Genomic DNA, 16,522 nt, shown 5'->3' with positions numbered 1-16,522 from the left:
TTTACTTCACTCCTCCTTTGACATCTTTTTTACCGGAAAATTTATTGATAAAGAATCGAATCAAATAGTTTGCTCCAACAAAGAAGATGATTGATGCAATAACAATATCTACCACTTCAGTTGGTACGCCAGATCCAAGAGGCATACTTGCTCCACCAATTTTCAGTACTGCAAATAATAATCCTGCAAAAACAATTCCGATAGGATGACTCAACCCTAATAACGCCACGGCCATACCATCAAACCCAACATTAGGAATACCTGCTTGAACGAAGATATTGTTAAATGTTCCTAATCCTTCTAAAACTCCGCCTAATCCAGCTAATCCACCACTGATCAGCATAGACAAAATAATATTTTTCTTAGCATTCATACCTGCATATTGAGAAGCAAACGGATTCATTCCAACAGATCGGATTTCATACCCCATAGTCGTTTTAGTCATAAAGACCCATACTAAAATCGTTACTACAACTGCAATAAACAACCCTGCATTCACACGCGAACCACCAGCTAATTGAGACAACCAATCCATTCGAAGGCTTGCTTGTTCTGGAATACGAGATGTTGCATCTGATGAATCAGTCAACACGTTACGAATCAAATAATTGGTTACATGAAGAGCTGTATAGTTTAGCATAATCGTAATGATAACTTCACTTGTTCCAAAGTAAGCACGCAATACGCCTGCAATACCAGCCCATATTGCCCCAGCTAATACTCCGACAATTACACTAACAGGCAGTAAAATGAATCCTGAAACATCTGGAAAACTAATCGCTACCCAAACGGATACAAGCCAACCCATTAAAGCTTGTCCAGAAAGCCCAATGTTAAAGAAACCAGCTGAATTAGCAATGGAAAAACCTAATCCAATAATAATTAAGGGGCTTGCATAACGCAAAGTTTCTCCAATATAAAAGGGACTTCCTAAAGCTCCGTTTATCATGGATTGGTATCCAGCTATCGGGTCATAGCCAAATCCAAGCATAATGACTGCTCCCAAAACTAATCCCAATACAACAGATAAAATAGGAACCGTCAAATTTGTTAAGGTCTTTTTATTCTCATTTAACATTTGCTGACTCCTTTCCGCTTTGACTTTCTGAAGCTTTTGCTTTTTCTAATGAAGAACCTGCCATTAGCAACCCTAATTCTTGCTCGGTAACTTCTCTAGGATCAACAATTCCTACAATTTTTCCTTCGTACATTACAGCAATACGATCGGATACATTCATAACTTCATCTAATTCAAAACTCATTAAAAGAACAGCTTTTCCATTATCCCGTTGCTCTACTAAACTGCTGTGAATGTACTCTATTGCTCCAACATCTAATCCACGAGTGGGTTGAGCCGCAATCAAGAATTTAGGTTGGCGGGAAATTTCACGTGCAATAATGGCTTTTTGCTGATTTCCTCCTGATAATGACTCAGCAGTACTATTTTCACTTTGTGTTCTAACATCATATTGTTCAATCAATTTACGAGCACTCTCTTGCATAGCATCTTTATTCAAGAAAGTATTCTTGCTAAATGGTTCTTTATAATAAGTTTGTAATGCCATATTTTCATAAATAGTCATCGGTAAAATAAGTCCGTATTTGTGTCGATCTTCTGGTATGTGTCCTAAACCTGTTTCTGTAATCACTCGCGGCGGCAAGTTTTGGATCTCTTGACCTTCTAAAGTGATCGTTCCAGATTCTACTTTTGCTAATCCAGTGATTGCATGAATCAATTCACTTTGACCATTGCCATCAATTCCAGCAATTCCTAGAATCTCACCCGCTCTAACTTCTAAACTTAAGTCTTTAACGGCTTCTAGGCCACGATTTTCTTTTACTACAAGATTTTTTATCGTTAATACCGGATCTTTAGGTTGCGCAGGCATTTTATCCACTTTAAATGAAACAGAACGTCCAACCATCAAGTCTGCTAATTCTTGTTGTGAGGTAGATTTAACATCAACTGTATCGACACTTTTCCCACGTCGAATAACCGTACAACGGTCAGCAACAGCTTTGATTTCTTCGATTTTGTGCGTAATAATGATAATGGATTTTCCTTCTTTGGTTAACGATTTTAGAATATCCATTAATTCAGCGATTTCTTGAGGAGTTAACACAGCAGTTGGTTCATCTAAAATCAAAATATCATTTCCACGGTACAATGTTTTTAAAATCTCTGCTCGTTGTTGCATCCCTACTGAAACTGATTCTACTTTAGCTGAAGGATCTACAAATAATCCATAACGTTCAGAAAGCTCTTTGATTTCTTGTTGTGCTTCTTTTCTTTCCAAGAAACCTAATTTAGTCTTCTCAGTTCCCAAAATAATATTTTCAGTAATGGTAAATTGATCTACTAACATAAAATGTTGATGAACCATCCCAATACCTAATTTAGATGACGCACTAGGAGAAGTGATATGTACCTTTTCTCCATTTACATAAATTTCACCTGAAGTTGGTTCCAACAATCCGGAAAGTATGTTCATCAATGTTGATTTTCCTGCGCCATTTTCCCCTAATAACGCATGAACTTCTCCCTTTTTCACCGTCAAATTGATATTATCATTAGCTTTGAAGCTGCCAAATTGTTTTGTAATGCCACGCATTTCAATAACATTTGCTGTGTCGGGCATGATAATTTCACTCCTTTATTCGTTTGTCTGCTTTTTAAGCTTTAAAGATGGGAACTCACTTTTACATATTTTATCGAATTCTTAAGGTAAATACTAGTATTCATTTATTTAATGAAGATTTTTTTAATCTTTGCATGATAAAAGGGAGCCGTCCAAAAGAATATTTTGGTCGAACCCCCTTTGGTCTTTTTCAATGTATAAATTCTATCTAAGTTCTTATTTACGGGTAGTGATGAATGCCGCTGACATTCAGACTTTTAAACGCGTGAAAACCCGAACTCTTGTATCGATTCACGGTTGCCAAAGAACGTATTTTCCGCCTATCACAATTTAGAGAATAACCATACAGAGTTTTTCGGGTTTTGCACGCTTGCTCTATTAAGAGAAAAATTTATATTTTACGTAATACTGAATGCCAATAATTATTCAGCTGTTACGTCGTCTGGGTTTTCAGGAACTACAATTGTTCCATCAATGATTTGTTGTCTGTAATCTTCAACAGCAGCCCAAGCTTCATCAGTTAAATTGCCTTCAGTTAAATCAACACCGTCTTCAGCTAAACCATAGTTGCTTACTTCTCCACCAGCAAAAGTATCGTCCATTGCTTCGTTAGACATATCTTGAACAACTTGGCCTACACCTTTAAGAGTAGATGTCAGCGTTAAGTTCCCACCATCATAGTTACCTTCATCCGTTTGGTCACGGTCAACACCGATTACCCAAAGTTGTTGATCAGGATTTGCATTCATACGATCTCTAGCTTCTGTAAATACACCGTTACCTGTATCACCTGAAGCGTGATAGATGATATCCGCACCATTTGAGTACATAGCAGCAGCTAATTGTTTCCCTTTAGCAGCATCTCCAAATGATTCAGCGTATTGAACATCTACCGTGATATCTGGATTAATAGCGTAAACACCTGCTAAGAAACCAGCTTCAAAACGGTCAATAACAGCACTTTCTTGTCCACCTACAAAACCTACGTGGTCAGTTTCAGTAGTTGACGCAGCTGCAACACCTGCTAAAAAGGCAGCTTCATGGTCTTTAAACAATACAGAAGCAACATTGTCGGCTTCAATAACGTCATCAATAATCACAAATTTTTGCTCTGGATTTGCACTAGCTACTTCTTCCATAGCTGGTTTTAATTTAAATCCAATCCCATAAATCAAATTGAAATTCCCATTAACAGCTTGGTTTAAGTTAGGTACAAATTCTGAATCTTCATTAGATTGAATATATGCATAACCATTGTTTTCTTCTTTTCCGTTTTCTTCTCCCCAAGCTTGCATACCTTCCCAAGCTGATTGGTTAAATGAACCATCGTCAACTCCACCGATGTCTGTAACCATGATAATAGAAAAGTCTTCCGCAGATCCTGCTTCATCAGAAGTTGTTTCTGTATTCTCAGAGTCTCCTCCATTTCCGCAAGCTGCTAAAACCAAACCTGTTGTTAATCCTAACCCCAATAAACGCTTAATATTGCGATTTTCCACTATAATTTACCCCCGTAAAATATTTTGTAGTTTGAATTGATACTCTACCAATTCATCCTCGCTTTCATATTAACATCATTATTCAAAAAAATAAATAACAAAACGATAATTGAAACCGTTTTTGCTTAAAATCGTTCATTTTTTAACCTTTTTTTAATTCTTGACAAGTTAAGATAAATCGTAACCTGTTCGGAGCCAATCGTTACACATTTTAATTTTGTCTTGGGTCTTCTTCCAGTTCATCTGGTTCTTTTTGCAGATTCACTTTTCTTGGTTTACTTCCTTCAGAAGGTCCCACTATCCCTCTCATTTCCATTTCATCCATGAGACGAGCAGCGCGATTGTAACCTATACGAAAACGCCTTTGCAGCATTGAAATGCTGGCTGTTTCCATATCTACCACTAAAGATACGGCTTCATCAAACAATTCATCTTCTGCCTCTCCAGCCAGAGCATTTTCCGGTTCGTCTGAAGGCATCATTTCTTCAACGTAATTCGCGGACTGCTGAGTGGTTACAAAGGAAACAATTCGTTCAACTTCTGAATCAGATAAAAAGGCTCCTTGGACACGGGCAGGTTTATTTTGTCCCATTGGTAAATACAACATATCTCCACGGCCGAGCAACTTTTCGGCTCCATTGCTATCAATAATTGTTCGGGAGTCCGTACCACTCGAAACTGCAAAAGCAATCCTTGAAGGAACATTGGCTTTGATGATACCGGTAATAACATCTACACTTGGACGTTGTGTAGCCAAAATCATATGGATACCAGCAGCGCGGGCCATCTGTGCCAATCTGGTGATAGCATCTTCTACTGAATTACTTGCTACCATCATCAAATCAGCCAACTCGTCTACAATGACTACAATGAATGGTAATGTAGGCTGGTTTTCTCCATTTTCTGCGTTTTTTTCATGGACATGCTCATTATAACCAGTAATATTTCTCATTCCAGTTGTTGCAAACAATTCATAGCGTCGTTCCATTTCCTCTACTACTTTTTGTAAAGCCTGTGCCGCTTTTTTAGGATTTGTTACAACAGGTGTCAGCAAATGAGGAATCCCGTTATATACATTCAGCTCCACTTTTTTAGGATCGATCATCATCAATTTGACTTCATTCGGCTTGGATTTCATTAATAAACTAGTAATGATTCCATTGATACAGACTGATTTCCCACTACCCGTTGATCCAGCAATCAGCAAATGAGGCATCTTGGTTAAATCGGCTAATGCAATATTCCCCGATATATCTCTTCCTAGTGGAACTTCCAGCATTTTTTCTTTGTTCCCCGCATAATTTTCCATCATGTCTCTGAAAGAGACGACATTTACTTCATTATTCGGCACTTCAATACCAATAAAAGGTTTTCCAGGAATAGGAGCTTCCATCCGAATATCTTTAGCTGCAAGAGAAAGCGCAATATCATCACTTAGATTAACGATTTTACTCACTTTTACTCCAATAGCTGGTTTAACTTCGTATTTCGTGACTGCTGGACCTAGTCTTGCTTTCACTACCTTAGCGTCGACGCCAAAACTGTCAAATGTTTCTTCCAACTTTCTAACATTCTTTTCGACAATTTTGTATTCTCCAGATTGGTCCTGATGCTCTACTTCATTCAACAATGTAAATGGCGGCAACTGATAATCTTCATTTTCTACTTCAGCTGAAATATCAAAATCCAGCGGCACTGCCTCGCCTTGTTCAGATTCTTCAGAAGCCGCCTGCTCCTTATTGACTGAATTACCTTTTGTTGGATTTAGAGATGGATTTTGTTGATAACTATCAATTTCTAACGTTACTTGTTCTGCTTTTTCATGGTTTGCATTCTGTTCTCCCATAGAAGCAGAGTCTGCAAGAGATAAATTTTCTTTCGGCTGAACCGGCTCTTTTGCCTCAGTCTTTTTGACAACTGTTTTTTTTCCGGTTTTTTTGTTAGATTCTTTTCTTGTAGCTTGTTTCTGCCGCGTTTTTTCTTTTACGACTAAACTCACTTCTACTATTTTATGCGCTACAAATTTCAGTCCCGAACGGATATACTCTAACGCTTTTCCAAAAGATAACTGAAAGATAAAGAAGACGCCGATCACTCCTAATACAGCCGAGAATAAGTAGCTTCCCCATTGTGCTCCTAGAAAATAGCTGGCAGCATAAACCAATGCCCCCAACATACCTCCGCCTAAGGGGTGTATCAATTCATTATTGCTTAAATCAACCATAAAAAAGCGTAAGGTAGCTGTGATGACATTGGTCCCAGGTTCCATGAGCCCTGTAAAGAGACGGGTATGCAGGAACAGAAGAATGCCTAAATACAACAAGAACATCCCAACTAAACGCTTATTTTTGAAAGGAGGTTCCTCGCCTTTTAATAGTAAAAACAACCCATACAATCCTAATAAAATGGAGGCTCCCAGATAGGTGTCTCCAACAAAGAATCGAAATGCATTTGCGCTTAATACTCCAATAAAGCCTACACTTGTAATAGAGAATAAACTTAAAATAATAAATATAAATCCAATAACTTCAATAGAGATACTTTGTTTCTTTTTCGTTTTTTTAGTTGTTTTTTTTCTTTTAGTAGCCAACATTTTACCCCTTTCGCGTACTCTCTTCCTTATTATACACAAAATTTCGATACTAAGGAATGCGTCAGTTCGATTTGTTATCTCCTTCAGTGTCTTCTCTATTAGTTGACCTTGATTGTGTAACTCGATAAAATAGAAATGCTTAATAGTCGGTAGAATTTTTCATGTATCGTATCGGACAGAGATGATTCACATCTCTTTTAATTTAAATGGATAAAGGGGGTTTTTATAGTGAAAAGTTTTTTCTCACAACTAAAAGGTAAATTGACGGGTGATTCTAAAAGCAATAAAGCTTCGGTCTCTTCTTCCACAACTTCTCCCATCAATCAGCCCATGGATCCAACTACAAGAAAAATCCGCATGATTGTTGAAGGGTTAGTGCAAGGAGTAGGTTTTCGTTATACGACCAAACAAGTTGCTGATCGTATTGGAGTTTCTGGAATCGTACGCAATGAAAATGACGGAACAGTTTATATTGAAGCCAATGGTGAAGTAGACAAAATAGCTGAATTTATTGAAGCTATAAGAAAATCGCCTTCTCCAAGTGCTAACGTTGAACACGTTACTATAGAGGAAGATGCAACTATTGAAGAACGTGTTAAATTTTCTATAAGCAATTGAAATGCTTTATTGAATCCTGTATAGTTATCGTTAGTATTGACTTTTAAACTATACGAAGGATTGTGAAAAATGATAAAGAATAAAAAAGTTCAATTAACAGCAACACTCACTGGGCTGATGCTTTTCCTTTCGGGATGTATGAGTTACGACACAAATGGGAATCCTACAGGCGTTATTTATGAGTACTTGGTGACGCCCTTACAACAATTGATTATTCGGTTAGCAGACCTTTTTGGAGGCAACTATGGTTTAGCGATCATCGCGATCACCATTATTGTACGAGTCATTATCTTACCAATGAATCTAAGCCAGTCAAAAAAAGCTTTGGTTCAGCAAGAAAAAATGGCTTTAGTAAAACCTGAAATGGATGAAATTCAAGCAGCTTTGAAAAACGCACAAACAAATGAAGAAAAAGCTGAAATTCAACAAGAAATGATGGCATTTTATAAAGCCAATGACATCAATATGCTTGGTGGTATCGGATGTCTGCCTTTATTGATCCAAATGCCCGTGTTTACAGCAATGTATCAAGCGATCAATTTGTCCAATGAAATTGCCAGCAGTACTTTCCTTGGTGTGAATCTGGGAGAATCTTATATTCCATTTGCAATTATTGCAGGAGCGATTTACTTGGGACAAGCCTATGTTTCCATGATGGGAATGACGCCTGAGCAAAAGAAACAATCTCGTACCATGATGTTTATGAGTCCGATTATGATTACAATGATTTCCTTCTCCTCTCCAGCCGGATTAGCTTTATACTGGATCGCTGGTGGAATATTTGCAATGGCACAATCGTTCATCACAAATATGGTTTTCAAACCTAAATTGAAGGCTAAATTAGCAGAAGAGTTCAAAAACAAACCAAAAGTTGAACTGAAAAAAAGACGTCCAACAATTATAGAAGAAAAAGAACCTACTCCACAGACCTCTTACCGAGAGCGCAATAGCAGTCAAGGTAGAAATGCTGGAAAACAACGAAATAAATAATACAACACAGAAAAAAACATCTATCTGCGTACGATAGATGTTTTTTATTTTTCGCCGCATGATTCATTTGAAAAAGCATTTGGGCTGGAAAACCCAAATGCTTTTTTCAAATTGATTCAGTTTATCCGTTTAGTTTATCTGTTTCTTTATAAATAGGTAATGTAATTCTAAAAATAGAACCATGGTTTAATACACTGTCTACTGAAATATTGCCTTTATACCCCAACAATAATTCTTTAGCAATAGATAAACCTAAACCATTTCCGCCTTTATGGCGACTTCTGGCTTTATCTACTCGGTAAAAACGATTAAAGATTTTATCCGCATCTTCAGGTGTCATGCCTTCTCCGAAATCTTGGATCGCTACATGAACGAACTTATCATCCGAAGCAATAGATATATGCACTTCATTCCTGTCAGTCGAATATTTAACGGCATTGTCTAGTAATATAATGAGAATTTGTTCTAAGTGATTGCGGTAAATGGAAACGTATATTTCTTCGTCTACATCATCATCTAAATTAAAAACAAAATCAGGATGGATCATTTTAAAGTTGTTGAAATTTTGATGAACCACTTGCTTGATCGGTGTTTTTTCATTTTTGTAATGAATCTCCACTTGTTCTGCACGGGATAAATCCAACATTTCTTGAACCAGTGTCTTCATTCTCCCTATCTCTTGCAAGGAGGCTAAAAGGGATTCATCCAATATTTCAGGATCTTCCTTGCCCCAACGGTTCAATAGTTTCAAATGACCTTCCATAACCGCCACAGGAGTCCGCAGTTCGTGAGAAACATCCTCTACAAATTGTTTTTGTTGTTCAATATACTGCTGCATTTTATCCAACATATCGTTAAAAACTGTTGATAAATAAGCCAGTTCATCATTTGTATCCGATACAGGAATACGAGATTGTGATTGAGTATCTTTGCGAATATCGTTCATAGTGTTGGTCATCGTTTTTATAGGCTTTAAAAATCTGCTCGCCAATAAGAATCCCGTAACGCCACTAAAAAGAAACGCAAATATTCCAATCAAAAACACAGCCGAAATAATTTGATCAGACATATCATGATAATCTTGTAGTGCATTTGTCACGTGCAAATACCCAATCAAAATTCCGTTTTGGCTGGAATAGATGGGTGCAATTCCAGCTATTCCTTCTTTGCCATTGATATCAATCAAATTAACGGTTAATTTTGATTTTGGTTCGAACGAAACATCACTCGGCTTAGACTCAAACAATAACCTTGATGTAGGACTATAAATACGTACAACGACACCTTCTTCACTCATCTCGGCATAGAGGGTGTCTTCGTAATTTCCTGATGGACCAATCAACAGATTACGCTGATCAAAGTTCCCATCTACTTCAGAAGCAGCGGGTGTGTACGTAGGACTTAGCGCTTGATAGACCGTCGCTTTGGTTAATACATCTGATTCAATATTTAGCCGATTCGTTACACCTGTAATAACATCTTTTACATTTTCATCTTCTTGACTCAGCATAATCTGCCTAAAACTGAAAAAGATGGTAACAGAAAATATCATGTACGTCAGAAAAATAGCTATTGCTACGATAATGGACCATTTCCATTTTAGAGAAATCCGCTTAGATGTCTTTGCTTCTTTGTTCCTATTATTAAGGAAGTCTCTCACGAACGCATCACATAGCCTGTTCCGCGCACTGTTTGAATATAACTTTCATGTCCTGGAACATCCAGTTTATTCCGCAAGTAACGAATGTAAACATCTACTACATTTGTTTCTACTTCTGTTTCATATCCCCAAACTTTATTCAGCAAAACATCTCTTGATAACACAACGTTTACGTTTTCCATCAATTCTAAAATCAATTCATATTCACGTTTAGTCAATTCAATAGCTTCTTCGCCTCTGCGAACGATACGATTTTCTTTTTCAACAACAAGGTCGCGATAGCTGACCGTAGTTTGTTTGGTCATATTTTGTTCGCCTTCAATATCGATACGACGCAATAAAGCCCGTAAACGAGCTAATAATTCTTCAATTGCAAAAGGTTTTACGATGTAGTCATCTGCTCCGTGGTCTAATCCAGAAACTCTGTCAATAACCGAATCACGTGCTGTCATCATAATGATAGGTACATTGCTGACTTGACGAATACGGCGACAAACATCGATCCCATTCAATTCAGGCAACATAACATCAAGCAAAATGACATCCCAATGTTCTTTTTCATCTAATGCAGCTTCTAGACCATTACGACCATCGTAACGTACATCGGTTTCGTAACCTTCATGTTTCAATTCAAGTTCCACAAATCTAGCTAAATTCTTTTCATCTTCAATAATCAATACTTTACTCATAGAGGTAATTTCGCTCCTTTTTTTATCCATATCCGTTGACACGCCATTGTTACAATAGCACGATTATTTAAACTTCTCAATGAATTTCTCATTTCTCTTTTACCATTTTACCATAAATTAGAATAAAATGAGAACAACAACTTTCCAAAGTCTCAAATTATTTAGCGAATGGTGATGGAGTCTCCTGTTTAATCCAAAAATGAAAAAATATTTGACACAGCCTGTCTAAAGAGAGCATAGAGAAGGACTTCCTGCTGATGGACCGACCAACTATTCTTTCCCCGTCAATTTAGACGCTCGTAAAGACAGGATTAGAACTTTTTGTCCTAATCCTGTCTTTACATTAATAGGTTCTGCTATAAAAAGTTTTTTACTGTTACAGTTGTTCTTGGCCTTTATCCCCGTACCAATCAAAGTGGAAAGTACCTTCTTTGTCTTTACGTTCATAAGTGTGTGCACCAAAGTAATCACGTTGAGCTTGGATAATATTAGCGGGTAGATTCTCGCTACGGTAGGAATCATAATAAGCAATTGCTGAAGAGAATGTAGGGATTGGAACACCTGATTTAACAGCAATTCCGATCACATCACGAACAGCATCTTGGTAATTTTTGGTAATGTCCATGAAGTATTCATCCAGTACCAAGTTTTTCAATTCAGGTTTACGATCGTATGCATCTGTTATTTCTTGCAAGAAACGAGCACGGATGATACAACCAGCACGGAAAATTTTCGCAATTTCCCCGTATTGCAAGTTCCAATCATATTCTTCACTTGCTGTACGCATTTGTGCAAATCCTTGAGCATAGCTCATGATTTTACTAAAGTACAATGCTTGACGAATTTTTTCAACCAATTCTTTTTTATCGCCATCAAATGAATAAGCGGCTGGTTTCGGCAATACTTTGCTTGCTTCCACACGTTCACTCTTCAGTGCAGAAATGTAACGAGCGAATACAGATTCTGTAATCAATGGAAGCGGAACACCTAAGTCCAATGCACTTTGAGAAGTCCATTTACCAGTACCTTTGTTTCCAGCACGATCTAAAATAATTTCGACCATCGGCTTGCCTGTTTCAGGATCTTTTTTCGTTAACGCATCAGCAGTAATTTCGATTAAGAAACTATCCAATTCGCCTTGGTTCCATTCTCTGAAAACTTCTGCGATTTCTTCAACAGATAAACCAACGACTTCACGTAATAAGTGGTAAGATTCAGCAATTAATTGCATATCTCCGTATTCGATTCCGTTATGCACCATTTTTACATAATGTCCTGCTCCGTTTGGCCCGATGTAAGCTACACAAGGTTCGCCGTCACTTGGTGCTTTAGCAGCGATTTGTTCCAAAATTGGAGCTACTAAATCGTAAGCTTCTTTTTGACCACCTGGCATGATTGCTGGTCCTTTAAGGGCACCTTCTTCTCCACCGGATACTCCTGTTCCGATAAAGTTGATTCCAGATTCAGCTAATTCTTCGCTGCGACGGATAGTGTCTTTGAAAAAAGTATTTCCTCCATCAACCAATACGTCCCCTTTGTCCAAATGAGGTAATAATGATTGGATCACTAAATCTGTCCCTTTTCCAGCTTGTACCATTAAAACGATACGTCTTGGAGTTTCTAAAGAATCGACAAATTCTTCTATTGATTTAGTCAGTACCAATTTTTTATCTGGGTTTTCCTCGATCACTGCTTCTGATTTGGCAGTAGTACGATTGTAGATTGAAACAGAATAGCCTCTGCTTTCAATATTCAATGCTAAATTTTTTCCCATTACGGCCATTCCTACAACACCGATTTGTTGTTTACTCATGTATTACATTCTCCCTTCAAAGCAAATAAAATCCTATTTTTGAAGCCTTACGTTTCATTATCAATTTTAGCAGACAATCACAAATTATTAAAGTCACATTATTCGTTTTCATTTATTCGATTTTCTAAAAATCTTTAATAAACATGTATTAATCCCCATTTTCCTCGAATATCGGGTACAATAGAAGAAAAGAAGCAACATTATTATGTCAAATACGGCGGTGAACTCATGATTGAATATTTTAAGCAAGACGAAAATGGCAATACGGTACCAAATCCTGATCCAGATAATACTCGCTCTACGTGGATCCATGTTACCGGAGCAAATGAGGCTGAGCTAAACAATTTAGTGAATCTATATGATTTTCCTATAGATTATTTAACTGGAGCTTTTGATAACGACGAGGTTTCTCGTTACGAAAAATTAGATCCAAGTTACGACGATACACCTAGTCTGATTGTACTTTTATATCCCAAAAAAATAAAAAACCGATTAAATTTAACGGAATATATCACTCGTCCTCTGTCCATTATTTTAACAAATGATACACTTATTACTGCGACGAATGAAACTCCAGAATTTTTAACTCTTTTTATGGAACCAGATTCAGATAAGATAGGAGATTGCGATACCAATTTCGAATTTGTCTTGAAGGTTTCTATGGTGATAGCCTCGTTATTTATTACTTATTTAAAAGAAATAAACGAAGCTACGGAAGACTTGGAAGTACAACTAAAGAAATCTTCTAAATCCCAACACTTATTTGACCTGATGGAATTACAAAAAAGTCTTGTTTTCTTAGACAGTGCTTTAAACAGCAATCATCCTGTTATTTCGCGGTTGAAAGAGTTAGAAAACTTTACAAAAAAAGCAAAAGATGAAGATTTATTACGTGACGTTATGGTAGAAAACTATCAAGCCGAAGTCATGGCTGCTAAAACGGATAAATTACTAAATCAGTTAAGCAGCACCTTCTCATCAGTGATTTCCAATAACTTAAATATCATTGTAAAATTTTTAACTTCTATAACCTTTATTTTAACCATTCCAACAATCATCGGTTCGCTTTGGGGGATGAACGTACCTGTTCCTTTTGAACAGTCTCCTTTCGGCTTTTGGATCCTCCTTTTTGCAACGGTTCTTCTAGCAGCTGTGACAGCTTATTGGATGAAAAAGAATGATTATTTCTAAAGATTTTGTAAAGTAACTTGTAAAAATAGATCTGCATATTGTAAACTAGACAAAACACGTATGAAAGTGAGGGAAAATCTGCGTGAACAATCATAAGAATTCAAAAAAACAAAAAAAAGGTCTTAAATTTTTCATTGTCATCATTCTATTTGCAATGTTAGGTTCAGGTCTCTTATCCGTTCTTTACACATTAATGAATTTTGTTTAACCTAAAAAAGCGAGTTGAAACTAACTGTTTCAGCTCGTTTCTTTAGTATTTGATTTGAAAAATATTGTGAATGATAACACCGATACTTCAATTCCTTAGACGAGTTATATAACCCCCAACTGTTAGGAAAGACGCTTAACTGTTAGGTGAGTTGTTATGTTCGATGGACTAAACGCCGTACTTCTCTCTCTGCTCTTAGACGAGTTGCGTAAGGCAGCTCTCACTCCCAAAACAGCCCATACGAATGTTAGGTAAAGTGCACCTAACTTTCGTATGGGCTGTTTTGTACGGAAAGCTAAACGCCTTACTTCACTCTCTTTTCCTTGTACGCGAGTTCTTTTAGTTCTTTGGCGTGTTCCATAGTTAGCTTGGTAATTTCTGTTCCGGCTAACATACGAGCTAATTCATTAATTTGTTGAGCATCTTTTAATTTGCTGACACTTGTTTCTGTGCGATCCTCCACAACAGCTTTTGAAATGTACAAATGATTGTCTGCCATGGCTGCTACTTGTGGAAGATGCGTGATACAGAGTACTTGAGAGTTAATCGCTACTCGGTAGATTTTATTTGCTATTGCTTGAGCCACACGTCCACTTACACCCGTATCTACCTCATCAAATATAATACTCGTGATTCCTTGCGATTTCGAAAAGACTGTTTTTAACGCTAACATCACACGAGATAGTTCTCCGCCTGAAGCTACTCGAGCCAAAGGTTTTAATGGTTCACCCAAGTTAGTCGCTATATAGAATTCCACATGATCTATCCCTGTTTCATAGATCATGGTTTCTTTCGAATCCGAGTTCAGAAAATGAGCTTCAAATTGTACTTTATCCATATACAATTCTTTTAGCTGTTCTTGAATAGCCGTCTGCAATTTTGCTGCTGTTTCTTTTCTCTTTTGAGACAATTTTTTTCCTTGCTTCAGTAAAGTTTGTTTTAACGCTGCTAATTTTTCAATCAATTGCGAAATATGCGTTTCTCTATTTAAGATATTCTCTAGTTCGATCGATACGTCTTCATAATGCGCTAAGATTTCCTCTATCGACTCACCATATTTCCGCTTTAACTGGTGAATGATTTCCAGCCGTTTTTCAATATCGTTTAAGCGATTTTCATCATACGCCAAATCATCTTGTTCTTTTAAAATATCGCTAGCTGCTTCTTGCAGTTGGAAATAACTGCTTGAAATGGCTTCTGAAATACGCTTGTAAGTACTATCTATATCTTCGATCGTCTCTAAAGCTGACATCGCATTCCCAATCAAATCAACTCCACCATACTCTTCCCCTTGCAAAGCTTCATAAGCTGAACTAAGAGATGCAACGATTTTTTGGTAATTAGACAATAAATTTTTTTCTTCTTCCAGTGTAGTATCTTCACCAATAGTTAGTTCAGCCATTTCGATTTCATTTGTTTGAAAACGAAGCATATCTACACGTTGAGCCAATTCCTGCTCACTTGATTGATTGTTTAAAAAACTCTTTTCTATTTCTTTGTACTCTTTATAAGTAGCTTCATACGCGTTTTTCAGTTGAATCAATTCACTATCTCCAAACTGATCTAACATATTTAAATGTCTTTCTGCATGCATCAATTCTTGATGTTCGCTTTGACCATGAATATCAATCAAACTTTCACCAATTTCGCGCAAAGTACTAATATTTACCAAATGTCCATTCACACGGCACACATTACGACCATTGCGATGAATGTCTCTTTGTACAACAACTGTTTCTTCTTCTATTTCGATTTGATATTTATCCAATAAGGCATGAGTTGCCGGATTCTTTTCTACTGCAAATTGTCCCTCTAAAGTACATTTTTCTGCACCATGACGGATAAATTCACTCGAACCTCTTCCACCTGCTATCAATCCGACAGCATCAATAATAATGGATTTACCAGCTCCAGTTTCCCCTGTCAGAACTGTCATGCCTTTTTCAAAACTTAACGTCAAATCGTGAATAATAGCAAAGTTTTTAATCGCTAATTCTTGTAACACATTCACTACCTCCAAAAGACCTCTCTAGTAGTCAAATTAATTGAATGATATGCTCTTTTAAATTTAAAGCGTCTGCTGAGGAGCGGCAGATCACCAGCAATGTATCATCGCCAGCAATAGTACCAAAGACCCCTTCAAAATTTGAAGCGTCTACCAGCGCACCTAAAGCAAAAGCATTTCCTGGAATAGTATGAATCATAATAAAATAATCTTGATAGTCTATTGAAATAAAAGCATCTTGCAATAAATGTTCGAGTTTTTTTGATGTATCATAATTCATATCCGGTGGAAGACTATACCGGTAACCTCCAGCTGGTGCAGGCACTTTGATCAGATGCAATTCTTTAATATCTCGAGAGATTGTAGCTTGAGTTACTTCAATATCTTTTTCATGTAATATACGCACAAAATCTTCTTGTTTTTCTATTACACGTTCTTCAATGATTTCTTTTAACAGCCGATGACGATCTTTTTTCTTCATACTTATCCACCTCATCTTATGCAAATTAAGTGCTGATTTTTAACTTCATTCTATCTTACTTATTCCAAATTAGAAAGCAAAATTTGCAGATACCGCTCATTTAACAGTAGAATCAAAATAAAATAACGCCTATTTT

At 36.9% G+C, this 16,522-nt stretch carries 12 protein-coding genes; 3 read left to right on the top strand and 9 right to left on the bottom strand.

Annotated features, from left to right (window positions below; genetic code table 11):
* Nucleotide 1 precedes the first annotated feature (1 nt).
* From ACEN4L_RS02070 to ACEN4L_RS02055, 4 genes are all read right to left on the bottom strand, one after another.
* Nucleotides 2–1,078 (bottom strand): ABC transporter permease, encoded by a 1,077-nt coding sequence (locus ACEN4L_RS02070; protein ID WP_407095687.1) that lies wholly within the window; start codon nucleotides 1,076–1,078, stop codon nucleotides 2–4.
* On the bottom strand, nucleotides 1,068–2,639 hold the full coding sequence (locus ACEN4L_RS02065; protein ID WP_407095686.1) for an ABC transporter ATP-binding protein: 1,572 nt from the start codon (nucleotides 2,637–2,639) through the stop codon (nucleotides 1,068–1,070). Before ACEN4L_RS02065 ends, ACEN4L_RS02070 begins: the two co-directional genes overlap by 11 nt.
* Before the next feature lie 422 nt (nucleotides 2,640–3,061).
* Nucleotides 3,062–4,138, bottom strand: coding sequence for a BMP family protein (locus ACEN4L_RS02060; RefSeq protein WP_407095685.1), 1,077 nt, complete (start codon nucleotides 4,136–4,138; stop codon nucleotides 3,062–3,064).
* A 211-nt stretch (nucleotides 4,139–4,349) separates the two neighbouring features.
* Nucleotides 4,350–6,731 (bottom strand): DNA translocase FtsK, encoded by a 2,382-nt coding sequence (locus ACEN4L_RS02055; RefSeq protein ID WP_407095684.1) that lies wholly within the window; start codon nucleotides 6,729–6,731, stop codon nucleotides 4,350–4,352.
* Between the two features lie 330 nt (nucleotides 6,732–7,061).
* Here ACEN4L_RS02055 and ACEN4L_RS02050 point away from each other — a divergent pair, with 330 nt between their 5' ends.
* Both ACEN4L_RS02050 and yidC read left to right on the top strand, forming a co-directional pair.
* Nucleotides 7,062–7,349: an acylphosphatase gene (locus tag ACEN4L_RS02050; protein ID WP_407095783.1), complete on the top strand. Its 288-nt coding sequence runs from the start codon at nucleotides 7,062–7,064 to the stop codon at nucleotides 7,347–7,349.
* A 69-nt stretch (nucleotides 7,350–7,418) separates the two neighbouring features.
* Entirely contained in the window at nucleotides 7,419–8,339 is a 921-nt protein-coding gene (gene yidC / locus ACEN4L_RS02045) for a membrane protein insertase YidC (RefSeq protein WP_407095683.1), read from the top strand.
* 121 nt (nucleotides 8,340–8,460) lie between these two features.
* Here the strand turns inward: yidC and ACEN4L_RS02040 are convergent, their stop codons facing one another.
* The 3 genes from ACEN4L_RS02040 to gndA form a co-directional block, all read right to left on the bottom strand.
* Nucleotides 8,461–9,849 (bottom strand): ATP-binding protein, encoded by a 1,389-nt coding sequence (locus ACEN4L_RS02040; RefSeq protein WP_407095682.1) that lies wholly within the window; start codon nucleotides 9,847–9,849, stop codon nucleotides 8,461–8,463.
* 146 nt (nucleotides 9,850–9,995) lie between these two features.
* The gene (locus tag ACEN4L_RS02035) at nucleotides 9,996–10,688 is read right to left on the bottom strand and encodes a response regulator transcription factor (RefSeq protein ID WP_204210399.1); all 693 of its coding nucleotides are present in this window, start codon (nucleotides 10,686–10,688) and stop codon (nucleotides 9,996–9,998) included.
* A 376-nt stretch (nucleotides 10,689–11,064) separates the two neighbouring features.
* The gene (gene gndA, locus ACEN4L_RS02030; RefSeq protein WP_407095681.1) at nucleotides 11,065–12,501 is read right to left on the bottom strand and encodes an NADP-dependent phosphogluconate dehydrogenase; all 1,437 of its coding nucleotides are present in this window, start codon (nucleotides 12,499–12,501) and stop codon (nucleotides 11,065–11,067) included.
* Nucleotides 12,502–12,729: 228 nt separating this feature from the next.
* Here gndA and ACEN4L_RS02025 point away from each other — a divergent pair, with 228 nt between their 5' ends.
* Nucleotides 12,730–13,692: a magnesium transporter CorA family protein gene (locus ACEN4L_RS02025; protein ID WP_407095680.1), complete on the top strand. Its 963-nt coding sequence runs from the start codon at nucleotides 12,730–12,732 to the stop codon at nucleotides 13,690–13,692.
* A gap of 512 nt (nucleotides 13,693–14,204) precedes the next feature.
* Here the strand turns inward: ACEN4L_RS02025 and recN are convergent.
* Together recN and argR are read right to left on the bottom strand one after the other, a co-directional pair.
* A complete protein-coding gene (gene recN / locus ACEN4L_RS02020; RefSeq protein ID WP_407095679.1) occupies nucleotides 14,205–15,905 on the bottom strand; it encodes a DNA repair protein RecN in 1,701 nt (566 codons plus the stop codon).
* A 31-nt stretch (nucleotides 15,906–15,936) separates the two neighbouring features.
* Nucleotides 15,937–16,386 carry an arginine repressor gene (gene argR, locus ACEN4L_RS02015; protein WP_407095678.1) on the bottom strand — a complete coding sequence of 150 codons (450 nt, stop codon included), beginning with the start codon at nucleotides 16,384–16,386 and terminating at the stop codon, nucleotides 15,937–15,939.
* Nucleotides 16,387–16,522 lie beyond the last annotated feature (136 nt).

Origin of the sequence: Desemzia sp. FAM 23988 (genome assembly GCF_045528365.1) — a bacterium.
Lineage (GTDB): Bacteria > Bacillota > Bacilli > Lactobacillales > Carnobacteriaceae > Desemzia.
This window is presented reverse-complemented; position numbering and strand designations above follow the sequence as displayed.